Annotated in this window: 21 protein-coding genes; 7 read left to right on the top strand and 14 right to left on the bottom strand. The window is 60.0% G+C overall.

Features of this window, described 5'->3' with window-relative positions; all coding sequences use genetic code 11:
• Nucleotides 1-40 precede the first annotated feature (40 nt).
• From G5179_RS04655 to G5179_RS04630, 6 genes are all read right to left on the bottom strand, one after another.
• Entirely contained in the window at nt 41-1,015 is a 975-nt protein-coding gene (locus tag G5179_RS04655) for a PstS family phosphate ABC transporter substrate-binding protein (RefSeq protein ID WP_216951835.1), read from the bottom strand.
• Between the two features lie 178 nt (nt 1,016-1,193).
• Nucleotides 1,194-2,489, bottom strand: coding sequence for a phosphate regulon sensor histidine kinase PhoR (phoR, locus tag G5179_RS04650; RefSeq protein WP_227341115.1), 1,296 nt, complete (start codon nt 2,487-2,489; stop codon nt 1,194-1,196).
• 8 nt (nt 2,490-2,497) lie between these two features.
• Nucleotides 2,498-3,187 carry a phosphate regulon transcriptional regulator PhoB gene (gene phoB, locus G5179_RS04645; protein ID WP_026457670.1) on the bottom strand — a complete coding sequence of 230 codons (690 nt, stop codon included), beginning with the start codon at nt 3,185-3,187 and terminating at the stop codon, nt 2,498-2,500.
• Nucleotides 3,188-3,288: 101 nt separating this feature from the next.
• Nucleotides 3,289-3,702, bottom strand: coding sequence for a VOC family protein (locus G5179_RS04640; RefSeq protein WP_421257970.1), 414 nt, complete (start codon nt 3,700-3,702; stop codon nt 3,289-3,291).
• A 35-nt stretch (nt 3,703-3,737) separates the two neighbouring features.
• A complete protein-coding gene (locus tag G5179_RS04635; RefSeq protein WP_216951838.1) occupies nt 3,738-5,018 on the bottom strand; it encodes a GGDEF domain-containing protein in 1,281 nt (426 codons plus the stop codon).
• Nucleotides 5,019-5,185: 167 nt separating this feature from the next.
• Nucleotides 5,186-5,980 carry an AraC family transcriptional regulator gene (locus tag G5179_RS04630; protein WP_421257969.1) on the bottom strand — a complete coding sequence of 265 codons (795 nt, stop codon included), beginning with the start codon at nt 5,978-5,980 and terminating at the stop codon, nt 5,186-5,188.
• Nucleotides 5,981-6,213: 233 nt separating this feature from the next.
• Here G5179_RS04630 and G5179_RS04625 point away from each other — a divergent pair, with 233 nt between their 5' ends.
• Nucleotides 6,214-7,113, top strand: a complete 900-nt coding sequence (locus G5179_RS04625) for a DMT family transporter (RefSeq protein WP_421257968.1) — start codon at nt 6,214-6,216, stop codon at nt 7,111-7,113.
• 81 nt (nt 7,114-7,194) lie between these two features.
• Here the strand turns inward: G5179_RS04625 and G5179_RS04620 are convergent, their stop codons facing one another.
• From G5179_RS04620 to G5179_RS04605, 4 genes are read right to left on the bottom strand one after another with little or no spacing between them, the layout of a single operon-like run.
• Entirely contained in the window at nt 7,195-7,890 is a 696-nt protein-coding gene (locus G5179_RS04620) for a response regulator (RefSeq protein ID WP_288726630.1), read from the bottom strand.
• A gap of 3 nt (nt 7,891-7,893) precedes the next feature.
• Nucleotides 7,894-9,462 (bottom strand): ATP-binding protein, encoded by a 1,569-nt coding sequence (locus tag G5179_RS04615; RefSeq protein WP_421257967.1) that lies wholly within the window; start codon nt 9,460-9,462, stop codon nt 7,894-7,896.
• Nucleotides 9,463-9,479: 17 nt separating this feature from the next.
• Nucleotides 9,480-11,030 (bottom strand): NAD-dependent malic enzyme, encoded by a 1,551-nt coding sequence (locus G5179_RS04610; protein ID WP_421257966.1) that lies wholly within the window; start codon nt 11,028-11,030, stop codon nt 9,480-9,482.
• Between the two features lie 23 nt (nt 11,031-11,053).
• Nucleotides 11,054-12,370 (bottom strand): 2-hydroxycarboxylate transporter family protein, encoded by a 1,317-nt coding sequence (locus tag G5179_RS04605; RefSeq protein ID WP_421257965.1) that lies wholly within the window; start codon nt 12,368-12,370, stop codon nt 11,054-11,056.
• Nucleotides 12,371-13,357: 987 nt separating this feature from the next.
• Here G5179_RS04605 and G5179_RS04600 point away from each other — a divergent pair.
• The 5 genes from G5179_RS04600 (at nt 13,358) to G5179_RS04580 (ending at nt 17,440) form a co-directional block, all read left to right on the top strand.
• Nucleotides 13,358-13,870 (top strand): MarR family transcriptional regulator, encoded by a 513-nt coding sequence (locus tag G5179_RS04600; RefSeq protein WP_216979287.1) that lies wholly within the window; start codon nt 13,358-13,360, stop codon nt 13,868-13,870.
• Nucleotide 13,871: 1 nt separating this feature from the next.
• Nucleotides 13,872-14,927, top strand: coding sequence for an HlyD family secretion protein (locus G5179_RS04595; RefSeq protein WP_421257964.1), 1,056 nt, complete (start codon nt 13,872-13,874; stop codon nt 14,925-14,927).
• Nucleotides 14,917-16,014, top strand: a complete 1,098-nt coding sequence (locus G5179_RS04590) for a DUF2955 domain-containing protein (RefSeq protein ID WP_216951842.1) — start codon at nt 14,917-14,919, stop codon at nt 16,012-16,014. Before G5179_RS04595 ends, G5179_RS04590 begins: the two co-directional genes overlap by 11 nt.
• Nucleotides 16,015-16,172: 158 nt before the next feature.
• The gene (locus tag G5179_RS04585; RefSeq protein ID WP_216979290.1) at nt 16,173-16,937 is read left to right on the top strand and encodes a substrate-binding periplasmic protein; all 765 of its coding nucleotides are present in this window, start codon (nt 16,173-16,175) and stop codon (nt 16,935-16,937) included.
• Nucleotides 16,938-17,083: 146 nt separating this feature from the next.
• Complete coding sequence (locus tag G5179_RS04580; protein WP_005358851.1) at nt 17,084-17,440, top strand: MliC family protein; 357 nt, start codon at nt 17,084-17,086, stop codon at nt 17,438-17,440.
• A gap of 56 nt (nt 17,441-17,496) precedes the next feature.
• On the opposite strand, the gene G5179_RS04575 is transcribed toward G5179_RS04580, so the two are convergent.
• The 4 genes from G5179_RS04575 to nrdD all read right to left on the bottom strand — a co-directional run bounded on the left by G5179_RS04575 (nt 17,497) and on the right by nrdD (nt 21,029).
• The gene (locus G5179_RS04575) at nt 17,497-17,889 is read right to left on the bottom strand and encodes a TonB family protein (protein WP_108542479.1); all 393 of its coding nucleotides are present in this window, start codon (nt 17,887-17,889) and stop codon (nt 17,497-17,499) included.
• A gap of 177 nt (nt 17,890-18,066) precedes the next feature.
• Nucleotides 18,067-18,237 carry a YqaE/Pmp3 family membrane protein gene (locus G5179_RS04570; RefSeq protein ID WP_005338440.1) on the bottom strand — a complete coding sequence of 57 codons (171 nt, stop codon included), beginning with the start codon at nt 18,235-18,237 and terminating at the stop codon, nt 18,067-18,069.
• Between the two features lie 64 nt (nt 18,238-18,301).
• Nucleotides 18,302-18,811: an anaerobic ribonucleoside-triphosphate reductase-activating protein gene (gene nrdG, locus G5179_RS04565; RefSeq protein WP_421257963.1), complete on the bottom strand. Its 510-nt coding sequence runs from the start codon at nt 18,809-18,811 to the stop codon at nt 18,302-18,304.
• Nucleotides 18,812-18,911: 100 nt separating this feature from the next.
• Nucleotides 18,912-21,029: an anaerobic ribonucleoside-triphosphate reductase gene (gene nrdD / locus G5179_RS04560; RefSeq protein ID WP_247824103.1), complete on the bottom strand. Its 2,118-nt coding sequence runs from the start codon at nt 21,027-21,029 to the stop codon at nt 18,912-18,914.
• A 446-nt stretch (nt 21,030-21,475) separates the two neighbouring features.
• Here nrdD and G5179_RS04555 point away from each other — a divergent pair, with 446 nt between their 5' ends.
• Nucleotides 21,476-22,450 (top strand): ABC transporter substrate-binding protein, encoded by a 975-nt coding sequence (locus tag G5179_RS04555; protein ID WP_216951845.1) that lies wholly within the window; start codon nt 21,476-21,478, stop codon nt 22,448-22,450.
• Nucleotides 22,451-22,464: the final 14 nt, after the last annotated feature.

Here is a 22,464-nt window from a genome sequence, read left to right as displayed (position 1 = left end):
ATTGGGGCTCGTTTTATCAGTAGATGCTGGCAGCAAGCGGTTACATGATGCCCAGCTTTTTCAGATCCGCCTGCACCACCTTGGCCGGTACCGGTACGTAGCCATCTTTGGCAACGATGTTCTGGCCCGCCTTGGAGAGCATCATCTTGACGAACTCCTGCTCCATCGGAGAGAGCGGCTTGTTCGGATGCTTGTTCACGTAAACGTACAGGAAGCGTGACAGCGGATATTTGCCGGTGATGGCATTATCGGCAGTCGCATCGACAAAGGTCTTGCCATCCTTGGAGAGCGGAATGGCACGAACGCCGGAGGTAACGTAACCAATACCGGAGTAACCGATACTGTTGAGGGAAGCGGAAACAGACTGCACCACGGAGGCGGAACCCGGCTGCTCGTTCACACCGCTCTTGAAGTCACCATTACAGAGCGCGTGCTCCTTGAAGTAACCGTAGGTGCCGGATACCGAGTTGCGACCGAACAGTTGCAGATCCTTGCCGGACCAGCTGCCATCCAGACCCAGATCAGACCACTTGGTAGCCGCCTTGGCTTCGCCGCACTTGAGTGTGCTGGAGAAAACGGCATCAACCTGCTGCATGGTCAGCCCCTTGATGGGGTTGTCCTTGTTGACGAATACCGCCAGGGCATCGACGGCAACGCGGATAGCGGTCGGCTTGTAGCCATAACGCTTCTCGAACGCTTCGATTTCACCGGCCTTCATGGCGCGGCTCATGGGACCAAACTGGGCAACCCCTTCGGTCAGGGCGGTCGGTGCGGTAGAAGAGCCGGCCGCCTGGATCTGGACATTTACGTTGGGGTAGACACGCTTAAATTCTTCTGCCCACAGGGTCATCATGTTGGCCAGAGTATCAGAGCCGACAGAGGACAGGTTGCCTGAGATACCGCTGGTCGGAGTGTAATCCGGCAGATCCTTGTCGACACCATAGGCCAGGGTGCTGGCAGAAAACAGGGTTGCTGCGGTAAATCCTATTACACCAGCCAGTTTGTTGAGTTTCATCCAATCTCTCCAAAGTTACAGAAGGTCCGTTCTTAAGACGGCGCCAGTATCTGACCTGGCAGTGACAAATTTATGGATTAAATGTGACACTTTAATGACATGACAACAAAGTTGCACAAATGCAGAGAGGGCCCGCATTGTGGCCCTCTCGAATTTACTAACCCATTGTCATAAAAGGCTATTTTAACACCACCATACGAGCCGGTATCATGAAGCTGAAGCGACTGCCAAGGCCGACACGACTTTCAATCTCGAGCTGACAGTCATGATGACTGAGGGCATGCTTGACGATGGCAAGGCCGAGTCCGGAGCCACCGGTGTGGCGGGAGCGGGCCTTGTCGACCCGATAGAACCGTTCGGTCAGCCGCGCCAGATGCTCGGGGGCAATCCCCTCCCCCTCATCCCTCACGGCAAACAGCGCCATTGCCCCCTGCTTGCGCCACTCCACGCTGATCTTGCGCCCTGCCGGTGTGTAGTGGATGGCGTTGTAGACCAGATTGGAGACGGCGCTGCGCAGCTGCTCCTTATCCCCGCGCACAAACAGGTCTGGCTGCACCATGAATTCGATCTGGTGGGCCCGTTCGCCCGAGAGCGCCCGCGCCTCCTGCTCCAGCAGTCCGAGCATGGCAGGCATGTCCACCAGATGGGAGAGATCCACGGTCGGTGCCGCCTCGATGCGCGACAGGGTGAGCAGCTGGTTGACCAGATTGTCCATCCGGATGGTCTGCTCCATCATCACCCGGTGCGCCTTGGCCCACATGGCAGGCGGGGGCGGATCTTCAGTCATCTCCAGATAGCCCTTGAGCACGGTGAGCGGAGTGCGCAGCTCGTGGGAGACATTGGAGACAAAGTGCTTGCGGGTCTTCTCCAGACTGCGCAGGCGGGTGACATCGCGTACCACCAGCATCGCCTGATCGGAGGCGTAGGGCATAATGCGAAACTCGAGAAACTTCTCTTCGTTGATCGGAGAAGTCATCTCCAGTGGTTCATCATAGCTCCCCTTCCCCAGATAGGCGGCAAAGGCAGGATGGCGGATCAGGTTGCCAATGTGCTGACCTGCATCTTCCGGCCAGCGGAAACCGAGCAGTTGCTCTGCCAGCCGGTTGCACCATAGGATGCTGCCATCTTCGCGAAACACCACGGCCGCATCGGGCAGCGCCTCGGCCCCCTCCCGAAAGCGGCGGATCAGCCCCGCCAGCTCGCGCCGCCGAGCCCGGTGACGCTGTTGCAATTTGTAGATCCCGTTGAAAATGTGCTCCCAGCTGCCACTGCCGTTAGGTGGTACCAGGCTGCGGTCGTGCCACAGCCAATCAGACAGCCGCTTCTGAAAACGGTAATGCCAGCCCAGATGCAACACTGCCGCCACCAACAGGCAGAGGGCAAGATGATCAATCAACCAGCCAACCAATGCGAAGGGGGCGTAGAAAAACGCCATTCGCCACAACTGTCGCCGCCAGGCGTAAGGTTGCAACATAACTGCCTCTAGAGACGGGTTGAGAAGCGGTATCCGGCTCCACGCACCGTCTGGATCAATCTGTCGTGCCCTGTCTCTTCAATCGCCTTGCGCAGGCGCCGAATATGCACATCCACGGTTCTGTCCTCGACGTACACATTGGTACCCCAGACATTGTTGAGCAACTGCTCACGGCTATAGACCCGCTCGGGGTGAGTCATGAAGAAATGCAGCAGCTTGAATTCGGTCGGCCCCATGTCGAGCGCCTTCTCCTCGGCACTGACCCGGTGGGAGACGGGGTCCAGCTTGAGCCCCTGCACCTCGATCACCTCGTCTACCGAGGTAGGGGAGACTCTACGCATCACCGCATGGAGGCGAGCGGTGAGCTCCTTGGGCGAGAACGGCTTGGTGATATAGTCGTCGGCACCGGCCTCCAGACCACGCACCTTGTCCTCCTCCTCACCGCGGGCGGTGAGCATCACCACCGGGATCTGGCGGGTCACCTCATCCTGCTTGAGCTGTTTGATAAACTGGATGCCACTGCCGCCCGGCATCATCCAGTCCAGCACGATCAGTTCCGGGTAGGGTTCACGCACCTTCGCCAGTCCGTCGGCGAAATCTTCCGCTTCAATCGTCTCATACCCCTTCTGCTCCAGCACGAAACAGAGCATTTCGCGGATCGGTGCTTCGTCCTCGACCACCAGAATTCGCTTAGCCATTCCCTTCTCTCTCCTCTGTGAAGATGGGTGCGCCAATTATTAGAATTTTCTGTGACACTTTTATGACTTTATGACAGGCGGGATGATAAACGTTTTCAGATTCAGTTGGCAGCAGCGCGTTGCAGCAGGTCCCAGCGGTTGCCACTGATATCCTCGAACACTACCACGGTGCCGTAGGACTCCTGTCGAGGCTGTTCACAAAAATGGACACCATACTGCTGCATCCGCCGGTAATCCCGCCAGAAGTCATCGGTCTCGAGGAACAGAAATACCCGTCCGCCACCCTGTTTGCCAATGGCGGCCAGCTGCTCCGGGGTCGCAGCCCGCGCCAGCAGCAACGAGGAACCCGAGCTGCCAGCGGGAGCAACCCGCACCCAGCGTTTGCCCGGTTTACCCGGTTCGTCGAGCCGGGTATCTTCCAGCAGCGCAAACCCCAGCCCCTCGGTGAAAAAGGCGATAGCCTCGTCATAGTCGGCCACCAGCAGGGTCAGGACACCAATAGATTGTCTGGTCATCTTGCTCTCGTCTTTAACATGTCATGCTACCGCCCTCAATGCGCCACTACCCGGTTGCGTCCCTGCGTCTTGGCCTGATAGAGCGCCTCGTCGGCACGTTTGAGTACGCATTCCCATGGCTCTCCCCCCCGCTCGGCCACCCCGAACGAAGCGGTCACCCGCAAGGCCAGCGGCCAATGGGCAGATGCCTCCAGCAGGGTACGCAGCCGCTCGGCCAGGATACACGCCCGCAACTCATCGTAATCAAGGCAGACCAACACAAACTCCTCTCCCCCCCAGCGCACCAGATGGCAGAGGGGATCGCAGTGGCGCAGGATCTCGCTGACCAGCAGTTTGAGCACCTCGTCTCCCACCGGATGGCCATGGCTATCGTTGATCTGTTTGAAGTGATCCACATCGATATAGACAAGAGTGCAGGGCTGCTCACCTATCTCGAGCAGCAGTCGCTCACCGCCGAGCCGGTTGAGGGCGCCGGTCAGGGCATCATAACAGGCCTCCTCGCGGGAGCGGCGATTCTCTTCACTCAAGGTCCGGTTGAGCGCCTCGGCCTCCAGTTTGGCCTGATGGGCATGCTGCAAGCGCTGCTTCATCAAAAGGTGGTTGATCAGAAAAACGGTACAACCGTAAAGAAACCAGACAAACAGGATCAGCCGATAGAAGAGGGTGGCATCGAGCCAGCTACCGTGAAACTGCAGCGCTTCGATCACCACGCCATGCTTACCGGGCGGCATATCTGAACCAGCCATAACCTCGATGGCATAAACCCGATCCAGATTGGCCCCCTGCTGCTGCAACGGCACATTGTAACGGGTGATCCACCAGGTCGCCGGGGTAAACACATCCAGTGGCACCTCGTGATCCCGGCCGTAATCCGCCGGCCGAAAAATGATCTCGTTGAACTTGGATTGCTCAGGCTCATCAACCCGGTCATAGACCGGATTGTAGTTGCGCAGATACAAGCGCCAATCCTGCTCGCCAGCCCCGGTTACGCTCAAACGGATATGAAGTGTGCCAAAACGGGTCAGATTAATCCCCTTGTCACGGGGGGTCAGGGTGAGGATAAGGCCGCAACTTGGGTAGCTGGCCGGATTGGCGGTTAACGTACAGACCACTCCGGGATGATCATCCGCCGAGGGTTGATAGCGCACCGCCCCCGGCCCAGCATCCCGTGGCTGCTGCACTGTGATGGAGAGCGGCCACTCCTTGATATCGAGAACTCGCTCTGGCCCGAACTCGAACAGCAGGATGGCACAACCGGTGAGCGCCAGCAGATACCAGAATAGTGACTCGGCCAAACGGGAACCGGACGCGATCATGCTTACCCTAACCCCTGAATATGAAGGCACAGCCATTCACTCGGGCAGACAACCGATCGTTGCTGCCAGATGGCCCATGATAACAGGGCTCTATGATAATCCCTGTAACGACAAGAAACAGGCTACTTATCATGGCATTCACACTGCATCGCTCCCGTTTTTTCCCATTAGAGCCCCCGTTCTGCCGATTGCTGGCGATAACGCTGAGGGGAGCAGCCCAGCTCCCGGTTGAACATGGCGATAAAGGCCGAGGTGGAGCCGTAACCGAGCCGCCAGCTGAGCTCCTGAATCGGCATGTCCCCCTTGAGCCAGGCCAGCGCCTTGAGCAGCCGCAACCGCGCCCGCCACTGACCGAAACTCATCCCCAGCTCCCGCAGGCAGCGCCGCGCCAGGGTGCGCTCTGTGGTATGCAGTTGTCCGGCCCACTGGGCCAGAGTTCGGGGATCGGCAGGATCGCTGTGTAACGCCGCCAGCATGGGAGCCAGCAGCTTGTCCTGACTCATCGGCAGGTAGCTCTCCTGACAGCGGGTGCGCGCCAGTCGCTCCACCAGTAACTCGGCCTGACGCTGATCCCACTCATCCGCCATATGGCTCACCCGCCGTTCGCAAAAATCGCTCAGCAGGGCGCGGATCAGCGGGGTGAGCAGCAGCAATCTGGGCTCTGGCGGCAGCTTGGCCGCCAGCTCGTGACTGACGTAGATGGAGGTGTAGTCGAGGGTCTGCTCGTTGTAGGAGGTGTGGTCGAGATCCGCCGGCACCCAGATAAGATAGTCGGCAGGGGCCACCAGTCGCTGATCCCCCAGCTCTATCTCCATGATCCCCAGGCTGATCATGTTGAGCTGGCCCCAGGGGTGGGAGTGCAGCACGGTCGCGCTGTCGGCCAGCATCTGCTGGTAACTGAAATAGAGCGGATTGGGAGCGGGCAGAACGACATCTACCGGCTGAAAGTGGTGAGTGACCATCAGCGCCCCTTGTCAGCGAGAGAGAGGAGCAGGCGTGATGCAACGCCCTGTTGGCTCGGTCTCCGGCACAGGTCAAAAGCAGCCATCAGTTGCGGGCAGACGCAGCCCGTGTGGGCCGGAATAAGGTGCATCAGAAAGAGTTGTCTTTTCTGCTGGGTCATCTGTCTGTTTTACGCTACTTGATAATATAAAGACAAGGGTAGACTTGGCCCCCTGTTAATAAGGAGCCTCTGATGCGAATCTTTTCCCCTCTTCTCTTTCCGCTGATGGCGGTGCTGATCTGGGCTACCAATACCGTGGTGTCCAAGGCGGCCGCCAGTGTGCTCGACCCCGCGGCTATCTCCTTCTATCGCTGGGTGATTGCCGCCCTGGCACTGACCCCCTTCTGCCTGCCGCAGCTGTGGCGCCGCCGTCGCGAGGTTCGCCCCTGGCTCGGCAAGCTGCTGGTGCTGGCGGCGCTCGGTATGGTGCTCTATCAGTGTCTGGCCTACTACGCTGCTCACAGCACTTCGGCCACCAATATGGGGGTGATCGGCTCCCTCATTCCACTGCTCACCCTGCTGCAAGGGGCGCTCTTCTTCGGCCAGCGTCCCGGCAAACAGGCACTGCTCGGCATGAGTATCTCCCTGTTCGGGGTGCTCTGGCTGCTTGGCAAGGGCGAACCGCTTGCCCTGCTCCATAACGGCATCAACCCGGGGGATGGCATGATGCTGCTGGGGTCCGCCAGCTACGCCCTTTACGGCCTCTTGATCCGCCGCTGGCACCTGCCGTTTGGCCCCTGGCTCAACCTCTACATGCAGATCCTGCTGGCGGTACTGCTGCTGGTGCCGCTCGCTCTCAGTGCCGACTCGATGGCGGTGCCAGCCGAAGGGTGGGGACTGGTGCTCTTCGCCGGGCTTGCCTCCTCCCTGCTGGCGGCTTACTGCTGGATGCGCGGCCTCGCCTGCATGGGCGCCGAGCGCACCTCGGTCTTTATGAACCTGATGCCGCTCTGTACGGCGCTGATCGCCGTCGTCGGCCTGGGGGAGCCGATCCACGGCTATCACCTGCTGGGTGGCGGCCTGATTCTTGGGGGCGTGATGATCTCCCAGCTGAAAAAGCGTGTCCCACTGCCGGAACGCAATGCGGCCTGACGGGCAACATGCAAAAAACAACAAGGGAGCCGCTGGCTCCCTTGTTCATTTCTATAGTGCTCTAGCGACGGTGAACCGACTTCACCCCGCCCGGCGCCAGCGGTAGCGCCGCTCCGGTCGCCCCCGCTGACCATAGTTGAGATCCACATCCACCCGATCTTCCGACTCCAGATACTCCAGATAGCGGCGCGCCGTGGTGCGGCTGAGGGATAGCCGCAGCGCCACCGTGTCGGTGGAGAAGACGTTCTCCGGCTCGCCCGCCAGCAGATCCAGCACCTGACGCAGGGTGATGCTGTCGATCCCCTTGGGGGTGACGCGCATCTCCTTAATTTGGGAGCGCCCCCCCTTGCCCAGCAGCTTGTCGAGATCTTCCTGCTCCAGCCGACCCCGCTCGCAGAGGCGACTGTGCAGTTGCAGGATCTCGTCCAGACTCTGCTGAATGCGAAATAGCCGCAATGGTTTGATGACGTAGTCATGAACCCCCAGATTGAGGGCCTGCTGGATGGTCTCCACATCCCGCGAGGCGGTCACCATGATGACGTAGGCTTCGCGGTTGTGGCTGCGCAGATGGCTCACCCACTCAAGGCCGGAGCCATCGGGCAGGGAGACATCCACCAGCAGCAGTTGGGGCACCACACCGGCCATCATGGCATCGGCCTGGGCCAGGGTGCCGGCCCGCCCCAGCAGGGAGAAACCGGGGGTCGCCGCCACCAGTTCTGACAAGATGGCACCGATCCGATCGTCATCTTCAATAACAAGCGTGATTATTGGGTCCATGGCTCACATTAATTGGTTTTTATTCAAGTAGATACCAAACAGGGTGGTCTGCTCGGCGGTTCGCCGCCATTCTATCACACCCTCGTGCCGACCCACGGTCTCCTTGACCAGGAACAGACCCACCCCGTGATCGCCGCTCTGGCGACTCACCCCGTAATCGAACAGGTGATCGGCCAGCTCCTCGTCGACCCCCTCGCCGCTATCCTCCACCTCGATCACCAGTCGCCGCCCCACATCGCACAGAGACAGCAGCACCCGGGGCGGCCGCTGCTGGCGGTTGCGCCAAGCCGCCTGCAGGCCGTTATCCAGCAGGTTGCCAATGAGGGTGATGAGATCGGCCGAGACCGAGGCCGGATACTCCGTCAGCGCCGAATCGGGATCGAGCTCCAGGGTCACCCCGAGCTCGCGGGCCCGGCTGAACTTGCCGAGAATAAGCCCCGCCACCGGCTTGTTGTCGATCAGCCGCAGCAGCTCCTGCAGCATGGTCTGGCACGCTTCGTTCTCCTGCTGGATCAGCTCCACCGCCTGATCCACATGGCCCAGCTGCAACAGGCCGGAGAGGCTGCTCAGCTTGTTGGCAAACTCGTGGCTCTGCATCCGCAGCATCTCGGCATACTGGCGCAGATGGGTCACCTGCACCCCCAGACTGGCAGCCACCTCCGGACGGCTGAAGATCAGCAGCCGCCCCGGCGCCTTGCCCTGCACCGCCTGCCAGCGACCGACAAAGGACTCCCCCTGAATGGTAAAGCTCACCTCGCCCCCCTCCTGCTCCAGACAGGGGGCAAGGGGCGGCACCAGCTCCGCCAGCGACTGCCCCTGCAGGGCATGGCGCCCGGTGACCGGCAGCCGCAGCTGATAGCTGGCGGTGCTGTTGATCATGTTGATATTGCCGCGGCCATCGAGGGCGATCACCCCTTCGGTGATGTGCTCCAGCACCAGATCCTGCAGGGTGAAGCGGCGCACGATCGCCTCCGGCTCCAGATCGAGCAGGGTCTTGCGCAGCAGGTATTGCACCCAGAGTGCCAACAGCAGGCCGCACCCCAGCACCGCCACAATGGCGCAGATGAGCAGGGCCACCCGCTCCATATAGATGCCCTCCACCTGCTGCATCAGGTAGCCCACCACCACGGCCCCCATGACGCGCCCGTCACTGCCCACCACCGGGGAGAAGCAGCGGATCGCCGGCCCCATGGTGCCCCGATCCTTGGAGCAGTAGCTGCGCCGCTCCTGCAGCGCGGGCCAGATATCCTCGCCGCGAAACTTCTGTCCCACCAGCTCGGGGTTGGGGTGGCTGAGGCGGCGACCATGCTCATCGGTCACCACCATATAGGTGGCGTCGGTGCGGTTGCAGACCGCCTCCACGTAGTCGCGCAGGGTAGGATCACTGCCCTGACGCAGAGCCTCGACCACCCGGGTATCCGCCGCCATGACCCGTGCCAGATCGCTTCCCTTATCCTGCAAGTTGCTCTCCAGCAGATGACGGATAAATAGGGCCAGCAGGCTGCCCAGAATGAGGATCAGCAGCAGGGAGAGCCCAAGAGAGAGGGTGACCAACTGGTGGCGAAGTTTCATGCACATACCTTAAAACGTCAGGACGCAGCCCAATAGTGCGGATGCCACCAGGTCTGGTCAATCAAAGGAGCCGGATCGCCGAAAAAATCGGCCAATCCTTCCTCGCGGGCACAGAGTGCCACCGCTCTGGCGACGGCGCGGGCCACCTCTCCCACCTGCTCGATGGGGGGCAACAGCCGACCCGCCACCAGCGGATAGGCGCCGACTGCCCGCACCGCGGCCAGCAACATGCCATCGCTGATGCGGCGCGCCTTGACGGCGCAGGCTCCGAGACCGATCCCCGGGAAGACATAGACGTTGTTACACTGGGAGACCACCCGCCGCTCGCCAGCCACCATCACCGGCGCAAAGGGGCTACCGGTGGCCAGCAGGGCGCGGCCATCTGTGGCAGCCCACACCTGCTCGGGGGTGGCCTCGGCACTGCGGGTCGGGTTGGAAAGTGGCAGGATCACCGGCTGCGCACACACATCCCCCATCGCCTGCAGCACCTCGCCAGTAAAGAGGCCGCCCTGACCGCTCACGCCAATCAAGACCGCCGGACGCACCTGACGGATGGTCTCCAGCAGCGAACTACTCCCCTCCTCAACGGCGCGGGCAAACGGCTGTTGGGCGCGAGTCAGGTTGGGACGATCGGCGCAGACCACCCCATCCTGATCAAACAGCCAGACGCCGTCGTGGCTCCCCGCCAGCTGGGCCAGCATGGCGGCAATGCCGCAACCGGCAGAGCCTGCCCCGACGATCAGCACCGGCGCATCGCACAGAGCAGTACCTGCCTGCTGCAACCCGGCCAGCACGCAGGCGGAGGCCACAGCTGCCGTTCCCTGAATATCGTCGTTGAACATACAGAGCTCGTCCCGATAGCGGCTCAGCAGGTTGGCGGCGTGCTTGCCGGCAAAATCTTCAAACTGCAGCACCACCTGCGGCCAGCGCTTGCGAATGGCGGCAACCACCTTGTCCATGAAGTGGTAATAACTCTCGCCGTCAATGCGCGGGGATTGCCAGCCGAGGTAGGAGTCATCCTCCAGCAGCTCGGGATTGTTGGTGCCCACATCGACGCAGAGCGGCAGGGTCCGTGCCGGGTTGATGCCACCCGCGGCGGAGTAGAGCGCCAGCTTGCCTATACAGATCCCCATGCCGCCGATACCGAGATCGCCGAGCCCCAGCACCCGCTCACCATCGGAGATGACGATCACGTCCACCTCCTGCTCCACCGACTCGAGGATGTCATCGAGATCATCCCTGTCATGCCAGGAGAGGTAGAGGCCGTGGCTGCGCAGATAGAGATCACTGTGACGCTGGCACGCCTCTCCCACCACCGGGGTGTAGATGATCGGCAGCAACTCCGGCAGATGGTGGCGCACCAGATCGTAGAACAGCACAGGGTTGTCCTCCTGCAGCTGGCGCAGCAGCAGATGCTGGTCAAACGGACTCTGCATGGCGCTGACCAACCGGTAGATCCGGCGCCGCTGCTGGGAGAGGGACTCCTCCTTGTGGGGCATACGCCCCCGCACGCCCTGACGCTTGCGCTCGGCATAGGGCAGGCTGGTGCCCATCATGATGTCGTTCATTTTGTTTGTTCCTCAATCCGGTATCAGGCGAGCAGGGAGATCAGAGCGGTGGCCAGGATCAGCATCACGGCGCCGCCAAGGCGAGAGGAGATCTGGGCAAAGGGCATCAGCTTCATGCGCTGGGCCGCCGAGAGCACCGCCACATCGCCGGTCCCCCCCATGTTGGCCATGCAGAGTCCGCCGGTGATGGCCGCCTCGATGGGATAGAAGCCGATCAGCTTGCCGACCAGCGCCGCACCGAGGGCGCCACCGATCACGGTGACCATGACCAGCACGAAGTAGCTGACGGAGAAGGCACTGATCAGCTCCGGAATACTGGTATAGGCGACGCCGATCCCCACCAGCAGGGAGGGGGTCAGGTTGCTCACCACAAACTGATACCAGTCGGCCGCCGCCTGCTCATAACGGCGCGGCAGCAGGCCGCTCACCTTGATAAAGGCGACCGCCAAAATCATCAGGGCAAAGGGATGCATGGGAATAAAGTTGCCAAGCAGGGAGCCCAGCACAAACATGCTGGAGCTGATGAAAAGGCCCATGCCCAGACTCTGCAGGGTCGGCGCTTCGGCCTGCTCATCGGCAATGCTCTGGCTACCATCTTTAACCATCAGCTTGCCGTTGCCAGTCAGGGAGGGGTAACGGCGACCAAGGCGCGCCAGCAGGGAGCCCACCAGAATGGCCAGGGTATTGGCGATCACCACCGCCGGTACCATGCGTGACAAGAGATCCGCACTGGACATCTGCATCGGGCCGGAGAGGATCTCCACCAAAGGCACCGCGCCAGCCCCCATACCGCCGCCCATGATGGGCAGGCCGATCAGCAGCACCGCATTCTTGAAGCCATACCCCATCAGGGAGCCGACCAGACCAACGCTCAGCAGTGCCAGTGCGACGCCGCCAAGAATGACCGGCAGATAGCGCATGGCGGCATTTTTCAGCAAAGCGCCGCTCATGCCAAACACGGAGCCAGTCACCAGACTGGCGATAAAGAAGTTGAGAAAGCCCCCCTCCTTCATGAAGTTGGTGATGACCTGCCCTGCCTGCACCGGCAGCAGCTGATATTCGAACAGGGCGGCGCCGCCGAAGATGGCGAGGATGGTGCCGCCCCCCAGATATTCACGGATCGGCATGATCCGCTCACCCAGCTCGGTCAGCAGGGTACCCAGCACAAACATCAGTGCCAGCGCACCGACCATGCCGAGCGGCAACGAGCCGTTCCAGCCGGAAAAGAGAACACAGGTTGCCAACCCGAGAAATATAAAGAGCGGCATACCGGCAATTTGTTGGCCGCCCATAAAGGCGGCCTTTTCTTGTGTGGTTTGTAGGGGTGAGAGGTTTTTCATTGTTATGTACTCTGCGTGTGATTGTGGCCACTACTTTATTGATCCCCCTCTCCCCTGTCGGTTAGCCAGACCGCAAAGCCATATAAAAACATTAAAAACTTAAACATCATGGTGCCACCAACGAGCGCAGCACAATAGAACACCAGACATCCGATACCCGACCAAGTCAGGAAATAGGGCGATCAAACGAGCGAGCCCAATGGCGGATATTTGGGTGATCAGCAGTAATAACGATGCGATGATCTCCCCCCCTTCGGGGAAATAACAGAGCCAGATAACAAGCTCTGCGACCATTTATCGCCACAGATCCTGTGAGTGATAATCAGCGGGCAATGTCATCGCCATAACGCGAGTGCCACGGCGTGCCACATCAGGGTTTAAGTCAGCGTGCAGGAAGCACGCACGATGAAAAATGGTGAGGAGAAAGATGCAAAAAGGGGAGATTGAAATAGTGATGAGTCAAGCCAGCGAATACCAGAGCACTGGCTTGAACTCACAAGGATCACACACGGTCAGGTCTATTCTGCCAACAGCAATGGAATATTGGCGGGGTCAAAATCATGACTGATATCGGTACTTCTGATAGTGCCTTCCCGATTCACGCCATGGTGTGACTCTGCACCATATTCTCCATCACTCAACAGCCTTTCAATTGCCAGATACACACATCCACTGTCATATCCATCCACAACCCGTTTCCCCCTTGTTTTATAACCCCATCAATATTAGCGGATAAAAAAAGAGCTGCTCGCTGAAGCTGAAAATTTCATGAAAATAACCACCGGATATCTTCCATTCACGGTGCAATATCCGAATCGGCAAGAGTGCCTCGAGTGGAACAGCCCCAAAAACAATGTCAGGATCTCGAACGACACCCGCTCGCACCAACAAAAGATCCGACCAGAAACATGATCACTATCACACTATTTACTTAGCCTGCTAAACAAGTATGATGCTTAGCAGGCTAAGTACATTGAGGATGAGAAGATGACGGATCTGGAAAGGTTGCGCGAGCTGTCGCTCGCCGAGCAGATAGCGCGGATGCACCGGCTATGGCGCACTGCCGCCGATCTGGAGCTGGCCCCCCTTGGCCTCACCCATCCCCGCTGGACCGCGCTGTGGAAGCTCTCCCGCATGGGGAGCCATGTCAGCCAGAAGACCCTGGCCGAAGCCCTCGAAATAGAACTGCCCTCCCTGATGCGCACCCTGGGCCAGCTGGAAGAGCAGGGACTGATTGAGCGCCACTGCTGCAGTCAGGACAAGCGGGCCCGCATAGTCTGCGTGACCCCAGCCGGCCAGACCCTGCTCGATCAGATCGCCGACCGCATCATGAATATTCGCCGGGAGCTGCTGGGGGGCATCGACGAGCAGACCCTACAGCTGTTTGAAGCCACGGTGCAGCGGATCTCGGCCAACGCCCTCAGCAAGATTGAACAGCACCACGACCGACAGGCAGGAGGCGATACAAGCCCTCCCGATGCCAGCACAGAGAGAGAATAAGATGACCCCGGATCAACAATTTACCCGCTGGATCAAATGGTCCATGGCTGGCTTTACCACCCTGTTTGCCTATTTTCTGATAGCCGACCTGCTGATGCCCCTCACCCCTCAGGCAATGGCGACCCGGGTGGTCACCAAGCTGGCCCCCCAGGTGAGCGGCAAGGTGATCGAGGTCGCCGTTCACAACAACCAGCAGGTCAAGAAAGGAGATCTGCTGTTCAGGCTGGATCCGGCCCCTTTTGAACTGGCAGTGGAGCAAGCCCGCCTTGCGCTGGCACAGGCAGAGCAGCAGAACAGTGAACTGGATGCTGCGCTGACAGCCGCCGTTGCCGAGATCAACGCCAAGGAGACCCTGGCCAGCCAGAAGTGGCGCGAGGCTGAGCGGATCGATGCGCTGTACCAACGTCATATGGTTTCGCTGCAACAAAAAGATGAGGCTGACAGCGCCCTGCGCAGCGCTCAGGCCAACCTGCGCGCCAGTCAGGCCAAACTGGCCCAGCTCAAGGCCAGTCGTGGTGTGACCGGTGAGGACAATCTGTTGCTGCGCCAGGCCCGCAACCAGCTGGCGCAAGCGCAGCTGGCCCTCTCTTACAGCCAGGTCCACGCGGATCAGGATGGCACCATCACCAACCTGCAGCTCAAGCCGGGCAGTATTGCCAGCGCGGGCAGCCCGCTGCTGGCGCTGGTGTCGGAACAGGTGGACGTCATTGCCGATTTTCGGGAGAAAAGCCTGCGCCATGTCGGCGCGCAAACCCGCGCACTGGTCGCCTTCGATGGCGAGCCGGGTCAGCTCTATCCTGCCCGGGTGAGCAGTCTGGATGCCGGGGTGAGTGCCGGTCAGTTTGATGCCAATGGTCGACTGGCCGCACCGGTGGAGTCGGATCGCTGGGTGCGGGATGCCCAGCGGATGCGGCTGCACCTCGAGCTGGACCAGCTCCCCGACCATCTGCCAGCCGGGGCGCGGGCCACGGTGCAACTGCTGCCGGACAATGCCCTGACCGCCATGCTGGCACGGGGCCAGATCCACCTGCTCAGCCTGCTCCATTATGTCTACTAACCACGCCACTCACCCGTCGGCCAATACTGCCCCAGCCCACCTCGTCGGTGGTGCTGCCACTCACCTCTGGTATCGGCCCCTCACTGGCAACGAGCTGCGCCAGTGCCTGCGCATCGCTTTTGGCTGCACCACGGGCTTTCTGCTCTGCAAACTGTTTGGCTGGAATTACGGGGTCTTCTATACGGTCACGCCGGTGCTGCTGCTGGGGATGGTGCCTGTAATGAATGGCCATGCCGCACGCCAGCTGATCGCGGCGGCGATGGTCTGTGGGGTGGAGGTCGGGCTGCTGGGGGGGCTGTTTGGCAGCCATCCGGCACTGATGACTCCCATCGCCTTTCTGCTGTTTCTCTACCGTTTCGCCGCCATGTCGCGGGGCAGCCTGTTTCTGTTCGGGGCCAACGGGGTGCTGAGCCTCAGCATCATGCTGCACTTTGCCAGCTATCCGCAGACCGACCTCAACGACCTGATCCTCAACAATATCTGGGCGAGCCTGCTGTCGGTGCTGATCGCCTACCTGATGACCATGCTGATCCCGGATGTGGAGGCCAGACCCAAGCCCGCCTCGGCCCCCAAGGCACCGCACCGGATGCGCCATGAAGCCCTGCTGGGTGCCACTGTGGCCACCCTGTCGTTTCTGGTATTTCAGGTGTTTGACCTGCGCGACTCCATGTCTGCCCAGGCCACAACCCTGCTGGTGCTGTTCCCCATGCACTGGAACGGTGCGCTGAGTTATGCCCGTAAACGGGCGATGGGTACCTTGCTGGGGGTCACCTTCGGCCTGCTCGGCCAACTGCTGCTCTATGACTGGTCAGGGCAACTGCTGCTGGTCGCTCCACTGCTGTGGCTCGGCGCCATGCTGTTCAGCCATGCCCACGTCAAGGAGGCAGGCGGCTCCGGGGTCGGCTTTGGCGCCCTCACCACCCTCGGCATCCTGTTTGGCCAGTACCTCACCCCGGGCAACGATCTGGTGTTCAGCGCCCTCTACCGGGTGAGCAGCATCCTGTTTGCCATCGTGGTCACCCTGCTGGCCTGCTACCTCGTCCACCGGTTGCTCAACCGCTTCGAGGCGACCCGCTTCGGTTATTGATCTCCTGTTGTAAACACTGTTGTCAGCCCATGGATGAGCTCTCTTTCGCCCCGTCACCTGCCGGGGCGTTTTTTTGCACCCTTGTCATCCTCCCGTCACCACAAGTCAGCACAGAAGTATGGCTATGCTTGTAAGGCTGCTGTCGATGAGGTGCACCTATGGTTTCGTTGTTTAAAAAATGGCTGGTGTGTCTGGTGCTGCTGGCCACCAGCCCGCTCGGGGCGGCTCCGCTTGTCATTGGCGCCGAAGATGACTGGGCTCCCTACTGCGAGCGCGGCAAGGACAATGAGGATGGCCAGCCCCGCGGACTGGCGCCTGAGTTGGTCAAGGCGGTGTTCGCCGCCGAAGGGATCGAGATTGTCTTTCGCACCCTCCCCTTCGCCCGCTGCATGCACGATGCAAAAAGCGGCAAACTTGCGGGGTGCTTCAACGCTACCATCACCGAAGAGAACCGCTACCAGTACCATTGGCACGATACCCCCATGTTCGAGGAGGATCTCGCCATCTTCGCTCTTGCCAGCGACCCGCAACGGGATCTCAAGCTTACCTCGCTGGAGGGCAAGCGGGTGGGCATCACCCTCGGCTACACCTACCCCACCGATTTTATGGAGAACCCCAGGATCACCCGCTTTCAGGCCAAATCCGATGCCCAGATCCTCGAGATGCTGGTACGTGGCCGGGTCGACTACATCCTGATGAACGGTATGCCGGGCTACCTCAAGATCCAGCAGAAGCAGCTGACCGGCAAGGTGGTCAAGGTTGGCAAGATCTCCACCGATGGCTTCTGGCTCGCTTTCTCCCGCAACACACCGCAAGGGGAAGCGCTGGCCAAGCAGTTCGAGCAGGGATTGCAGAAGATCAAGAACAACGGCACCTATGAGACGCTGATCCGCCAGTTTGAAACCAGACTTGGCCTGCACTGATTGACACTACCTTGCTGATAGCGGCATCCCCCTCATACTCGCGCGGTATGCCGGACAGCCAGCGACGCACCGAATGGCCCCGCTGATTGCACAATAACGGCAACCTGTTAGGCTCACGCCCGTATGACACCAATGGAGCTGTAATCATGAATAAAGCACATATGATGGCCGCTGGTGCGCTGGCCCTCGGCCTGCTCGCTGGCTGCAATCAGGGCAATACCCTCTCAGTCACTGGTGGCGAACCGGTCAGTTACCAGTGCGAGCAGGGCAAGAAGGTGCAGGTGCGCTACTTCTCCCTCTCAGACGAGAGCCTCAACTTTATCAAGCTGTCACTGCCGGACGGCAAGGATTACACCCTGCCCCAAGCCGTCTCGGCCTCCGGTGCCCGCTATACAGACGAACATGAGGCCGTCTGGTGGAACAAGGGGGATGAGGGCTTTGTCGAGCTGCGGGATCAGGATGGCGAGTGGCAGACCGCCTACAACGACTGCAAACAGCAATAAACGTGACCCCGGCCTGGCCGGGGTCTCTCTTTCTCTGGCATCAGAGTGGTGGGGGATCAATTGATCTCGATTTCGAAGCGGTTGGTCACCTCGACCGGAATGGCATCCGGGTTGCCCTCTGCCGGGCTGTAGCGGATCCGCGAGAGGGTCGCCAGCGCACTCTGCTCCAGCTCGCCGGGGGGCTCGGCCGCTACCACTTCCGGCTTGACCGGCGTGCCGCTGGCGTCGATTTGATAGCGAACTTCCACATACCCCTTGACCGGTTTGGCTGGCAGGGCTGGCTCGTCATTACCAAGCCATGACCACTGCTTCTCCTGAACCCAGTAGCTGGACAACTGCTCGAGAGAGATAGCGATCGGAGCGCGCTCGTGCGCTACCTCCTGACGGGATGAGCACCCCAGCAACAGTGTCACTGCCAGACCTGACCATACTGCGACTTTCCACTTCATGTAACGCTCCTTGTTCTCTGCCGGTACTTATTGCCGGACTGCAGGCCGCTCAACACGCGCCCTTTTGGTCAGTCACCCATCCTAACGAAAAAGTATTCGTATGAACATGAACAAAAGGGCCAACCCCGAGAGGTTGGCCCTTTTATCGTCAATAAGCTCACTAACCATCCGCTGGCATCAGCCGCGCTTGTCGCTCACCACCAGCCAGAGCGCATGGACCATGCCCGGCAGACCGCCCATCAGGGTCAGCACGATGTTGATTAAAAAGTGCAGGCTAAAGCCCACTTGGATAAACGCGCACACCGGGGGCAGGAAAATGGCCAACAGGATCTTGAGCAGATTGTTCATCTCGGCTCTACTCTTCATGAATGTCGTCAGGATTGGAATGGGCTAACCATAAACATCCCGGGCTTCAACTGCAAACCAGACAGGGAATTAGCTCACCCGCATCACGCCAGGCGTTGAGGTCGTGGATCTGCTGATTGCTGCTGCCACGCCAGAGCAGGCCGGGGTCTGCCAACTCCTTTTCATACTTGCCATCCACCAGCACATCCAGCAAGGCCACCAGCTCGCGCTGGGCCTCTGACAGTTCGCCGAGCAGATAACCGGTCCAGCACCAGATATCCTTGCCCGGACACTCGGCGCGTACCCGTTTCACCAGTGCCAGCACGTGGGGCACGTTGGCCGGGTGGAGCGGATCGCCGCCGGAGAGCGACAGACCTCGCCGTTTGATCCGGCTGTCGTTGAGGTCGCTAATGACGCGATCGCTCATCGCCTCATCGAACGGCTTGCCGCCATCGAGCCGCCAGGTGCTCTGGTTGTAGCAACCCGGGCACTGGTGCTCGCAGCCCGAGACAAACAGGGTGGCACGGGTGCCGGGGCCGTTGATCACATCGACCGGATAGTATTGGTGGTAGTGCATCGCTTGTTTCCTGCCTCGTTCACGGGACAGCGGCATAACTGCCGCCCTCCAATGAAAATGGCACCTTGAGTCAGGGGCCAGCTCTTCATCGCCTGTGCGCTTACATATGTTTGACGCGGCGCTTCACCTCTTCCTGCTTGCCCGCATTGAAGGGGCGCGCATCCGGGCTGCCGAGGTAGCCGCAGACACGGCGGGTCACCGACACCTTGGCCGGGTCGTGGTTACCGCAGCGCGGGCAGGTAAAGCCCTTGGAGGTGCACTCGAACTCGCCGGTGAAGCCGCAGTCGTAGCACTCGTCGATGGGGGTGTTGGTACCGTAGTAGGGCACCTTGTCATAGCTGTAATCCCAGACGTTTTCGAGCGCTTCCAGATTGTGCTGGATATTGGGGTACTCGCCGTAGCAGATGAAGCCGCCGCTGGCGATGGGCGGATAGGGCGCCTCGAAGTCCAGCTTGTCGTACGGGTTGACCTGCTTTTCCACATCGAGGTGGAAGCTGTTGGTGTAGTAACCCTTGTCGGTCACACCGGATACCACGCCAAACTCCTTGGCATCGATGCGGCAGAAACGGGTGCAGAGGTTCTCGCTCGGGGTGGAGTAGAGGCTGAAGCCGTAGCCAGTCTCCTCTTTCCAATCATCGATGGCCGCCCTGAGACGGGCGATGATGGCGATGGCCTTCTGTTGCAGCTCGGCGCTGTCAAACAGGTGCACCTTGTCACCAAACAGGGCGTTGATGGTCTCGTGTACCCCGATATAACCGAGGGAAATGGAGGCGCGACCGTTCTTGAAGATCTCGCTGACGTTGTCGTCCGCCTTCAGCCGCACGCCGCAAGCCCCTTCCATATAGAGGATCGGAGCAACCCGTGCTTTCACCCCGTCCAGACGGGTGATGCGGTACATCAGCGCCTTCTTGGCGACCCGCAGGGAGGCATCGAGACGATCCCAGAAGTCCGCTTCGTCACGGGATTTCAGGGCAATGCGCGGCAGGTTGAGGCTCACGACCCCCAGGTTGTTGCGACCTTCGTGGATCAGCTCGCCATTCTCCTCGTAGGCACCGAGGAAGGAGCGGCAACCCATGGGGGTCTTGAAGGAGCCGGTCACCTTGACCACCTGGTCGTAGTTGAGGATGTCCGGATACATCCGCTTGGAGGCACACTCCAGCGCCAGCTGCTTGATGTCGTAGTTGGGATCGCCCTGCTTATGGTTGAGGCCATCCTTGATGGCGAACACCAGTTTCGGGAACACGGCGGTCTTCTTGTTCTTGCCAAGGCCAGCGATGCGGTTGCTGAGGATGGCGCGCTGGATCATCCGCGACTCCCAGCTGTCCCCCAAGCCAAAGCCGAAGGTGACGAACGGCGTCTGACCGTTGGCGGTGTGCAGGGTGTTGACCTCGTACTCCAGCGACTGGAAGGCGTCGTAGCACTCTTTCTCGGTGCGGGCCATGGCATAGGCTTCCACATCGGCAATGCCCCACTCTTCGGCCACTTCACGGTGCTTCTGCCAGCTGATGGTCACATAGGGGGCCAGCACTTCATCGATGCGGTTGATGGTGGTGCCACCATAGATGTGGCTCGCCACCTGGGCGATGATCTGGGCGGTCACGGCCGTGGCGGTGCTGATGGATTTCGGGGTATCGATCTCCGCATTGCCCATCTTGAAGCCGTGGGTCAGCATCCCTTTCAGATCGATCAACATGCAGTTGAACATCGGGAAGAAAGGTGAGTAATCGAGATCGTGGAAGTGCAGATCACCGCTCTCGTGGGCCTGAACCACATCACGGGGCAGCATGTGGCTGGTGGCATAGTGCTTGGCGACAATACCGGCCAGCAGGTCGCGCTGGGTCGGGATCACCTTGGAGTCTTTGTTGGCGTTTTCGTTGAGCAGGGCGGCGTTGGTCTGCTCGACCAGACCACGGATCTCCTGCGCCAGACGGCCGCGCGCCTCGCGAGCCTGATCCCTGTCGTGGCGATATTCGATATAGGCACGGGCGATGGCCTTGTCGTCGGAAGCCATCAGGTGGTTTTCGACCCGGTTCTGGATCTCGTGGATATCAACTTCACCACGCCCTTCCAGCTCCTGACTCACTGCATTGGCAATGCGGGAGGCGAGTGCCGGATTGGCCTGATTGACCGCTTCCGCCGCTCGGCTGACCGCATCGCGAATCAGCTGGGCATTGAATGGTGCGCGACATCCGTCACGTTTGATCACAACCGGTTTCATGGATTTTCCCCGTTAAAAGGCCAGGCATTTGCCTCTGGCTCACCCTTGTTGGGCCCCCCTCCCGGCATCTCGTCCTGGACGCAAATAAATTCAGCCGAGGCTTGACAAGCCTGGGCTGAAGATAGGAGGGGAACAGCTTATACACAGCTTAATAACACAACATATAGGGATTAAAAACGAATGCGTCCCTATATGTGGTGTCTATTAGGCACCAAAGCGCAGCCTCATTTCTTGATCCAGAACAGGTTTTTCAGCGAGCGGGACAGTTCACGACCAACCAAAAAAAGACTCAATAAAACCCGACCCCAAGCAGAGTGCGGGCTGGCGTCCGATCCGCTCAACCGAAAAAAAAATCGCGCCCTGCCATACCGGTTTCGAGATGACAGTAACGGCAAACACTGCCCATACTGAGCATGCATACACTATCACTCGACAGGGGCCTTCCCATGCGCACCTCCCTGCTGTTGCTACTGCTCTCCACCCTCTCCCTGCCGCTCTGGGCCGCAAACATTCTGGTGATCAGCAGCTACCATCCCGAATACCTTTGGGACCAGAGCTACAACGAAGGTTTGCGCAAAGGGTTGCAGGGGGAGCACAAGATCTCTCACTTCTATATGGATACCAAACGCCATCCACGGGAGGCGTTCGACGACATCGCTCAACGGGCTATCGCTTTTTATCTCAAGAGCAAACCGGATCTGGTGGTGCTGGGGGATGACAATGCCATCAACTATCTGGCCAACGAGATCGCCTCGCTGGGTACTCCCGTTGTTTTTCTCGGCATGAACGAAAACCCCCGCCTCAAGGGCTTTGTCGGCCACCCCAAGATCACCGGGGTGCTGGAACGCCCCCTGCTCAAGCGCAACATCAGCGAAATAAGCCAGATGATGGGAGGGCTTGACAAGGCGCTGGTACTGTTTGATTCCAGCAATGTGGCCCTCACCGCTATCGAGGATGAATTCAAGACCCAGACCGAATTGCGAGTCGGCCAGACCCGGGTCAACAGCCAGCTGATGGGGGATTACAGCCTCTGGCAGGAGGCGGTGCTCAACGCCAAGAAGAATGGCTATCAGGCAATCTTCCTCGGCCTCTACCACACGCTGGTCGACGATAATGGCAAGCATGTGAGCGAACAGACGGTGCTGGAGTGGACCAGCGCCAACACACCGGTTCCTCTCTTCTGTTTCTGGGAGTTTGCCGTCGGCAAGGGGATGGCCATCGGCGGGCTGGTACTGGACGGCCACGATCAGGGGTTGCAGGCAGCGTCCCTTATCAACACCATACTGGCGGGCACCCTGCCCCGTACTATCTCCCCGCGAGCGGCCCTGCGCGGCGAATATGTCTTCAGCAAGAGCGAGCTGGCCCGCTGGCAGCTCACTGTGCCCGACAAATGGCACAACAAAATCATGTGGCGTGAGTAACAATAAGTAACCCG

It is taken from the genome of Aeromonas sp. 600886, from assembly GCF_049174935.1.
GTDB classification, from domain to species: Bacteria; Pseudomonadota; Gammaproteobacteria; order Enterobacterales; family Aeromonadaceae; genus Aeromonas; species Aeromonas veronii_A.
This window is presented reverse-complemented; position numbering and strand designations above follow the sequence as displayed.

Bases quoted from the DNA above. Each gene is read 5' to 3' on its own strand.
- G5179_RS04655 (WP_216951835.1), bottom strand. From the start codon at position 1,015: ATGAAACTCAACAAACTGGCTGGTGTAATAGGATTTACCGCAGCAACC.
- phoR (WP_227341115.1), bottom strand. From the start codon at position 2,489: ATGTTGCAACCTTACGCCTGGCGGCGACAGTTGTGGCGAATGGCGTTT.
- phoB (WP_026457670.1), bottom strand. From the start codon at position 3,187: ATGGCTAAGCGAATTCTGGTGGTCGAGGACGAAGCACCGATCCGCGAA.
- G5179_RS04640 (WP_421257970.1), bottom strand. From the start codon at position 3,702: ATGACCAGACAATCTATTGGTGTCCTGACCCTGCTGGTGGCCGACTAT.
- G5179_RS04635 (WP_216951838.1), bottom strand. From the start codon at position 5,018: ATGATCGCGTCCGGTTCCCGTTTGGCCGAGTCACTATTCTGGTATCTG.
- G5179_RS04630 (WP_421257969.1), bottom strand. From the start codon at position 5,980: ATGGTCACTCACCACTTTCAGCCGGTAGATGTCGTTCTGCCCGCTCCC.
- G5179_RS04625 (WP_421257968.1), top strand. From the start codon at position 6,214: ATGCGAATCTTTTCCCCTCTTCTCTTTCCGCTGATGGCGGTGCTGATC.
- G5179_RS04620 (WP_288726630.1), bottom strand. From the start codon at position 7,890: ATGGACCCAATAATCACGCTTGTTATTGAAGATGACGATCGGATCGGT.
- G5179_RS04615 (WP_421257967.1), bottom strand. From the start codon at position 9,462: ATGAAACTTCGCCACCAGTTGGTCACCCTCTCTCTTGGGCTCTCCCTG.
- G5179_RS04610 (WP_421257966.1), bottom strand. From the start codon at position 11,030: ATGAACGACATCATGATGGGCACCAGCCTGCCCTATGCCGAGCGCAAG.
- G5179_RS04605 (WP_421257965.1), bottom strand. From the start codon at position 12,370: ATGAAAAACCTCTCACCCCTACAAACCACACAAGAAAAGGCCGCCTTT.
- G5179_RS04600 (WP_216979287.1), top strand. From the start codon at position 13,358: ATGACGGATCTGGAAAGGTTGCGCGAGCTGTCGCTCGCCGAGCAGATA.
- G5179_RS04595 (WP_421257964.1), top strand. From the start codon at position 13,872: ATGACCCCGGATCAACAATTTACCCGCTGGATCAAATGGTCCATGGCT.
- G5179_RS04590 (WP_216951842.1), top strand. From the start codon at position 14,917: ATGTCTACTAACCACGCCACTCACCCGTCGGCCAATACTGCCCCAGCC.
- G5179_RS04585 (WP_216979290.1), top strand. From the start codon at position 16,173: ATGGTTTCGTTGTTTAAAAAATGGCTGGTGTGTCTGGTGCTGCTGGCC.
- G5179_RS04580 (WP_005358851.1), top strand. From the start codon at position 17,084: ATGAATAAAGCACATATGATGGCCGCTGGTGCGCTGGCCCTCGGCCTG.
- G5179_RS04575 (WP_108542479.1), bottom strand. From the start codon at position 17,889: ATGAAGTGGAAAGTCGCAGTATGGTCAGGTCTGGCAGTGACACTGTTG.
- G5179_RS04570 (WP_005338440.1), bottom strand. From the start codon at position 18,237: ATGAACAATCTGCTCAAGATCCTGTTGGCCATTTTCCTGCCCCCGGTG.
- nrdG (WP_421257963.1), bottom strand. From the start codon at position 18,811: ATGCACTACCACCAATACTATCCGGTCGATGTGATCAACGGCCCCGGC.
- nrdD (WP_247824103.1), bottom strand. From the start codon at position 21,029: ATGAAACCGGTTGTGATCAAACGTGACGGATGTCGCGCACCATTCAAT.
- G5179_RS04555 (WP_216951845.1), top strand. From the start codon at position 21,476: ATGCGCACCTCCCTGCTGTTGCTACTGCTCTCCACCCTCTCCCTGCCG.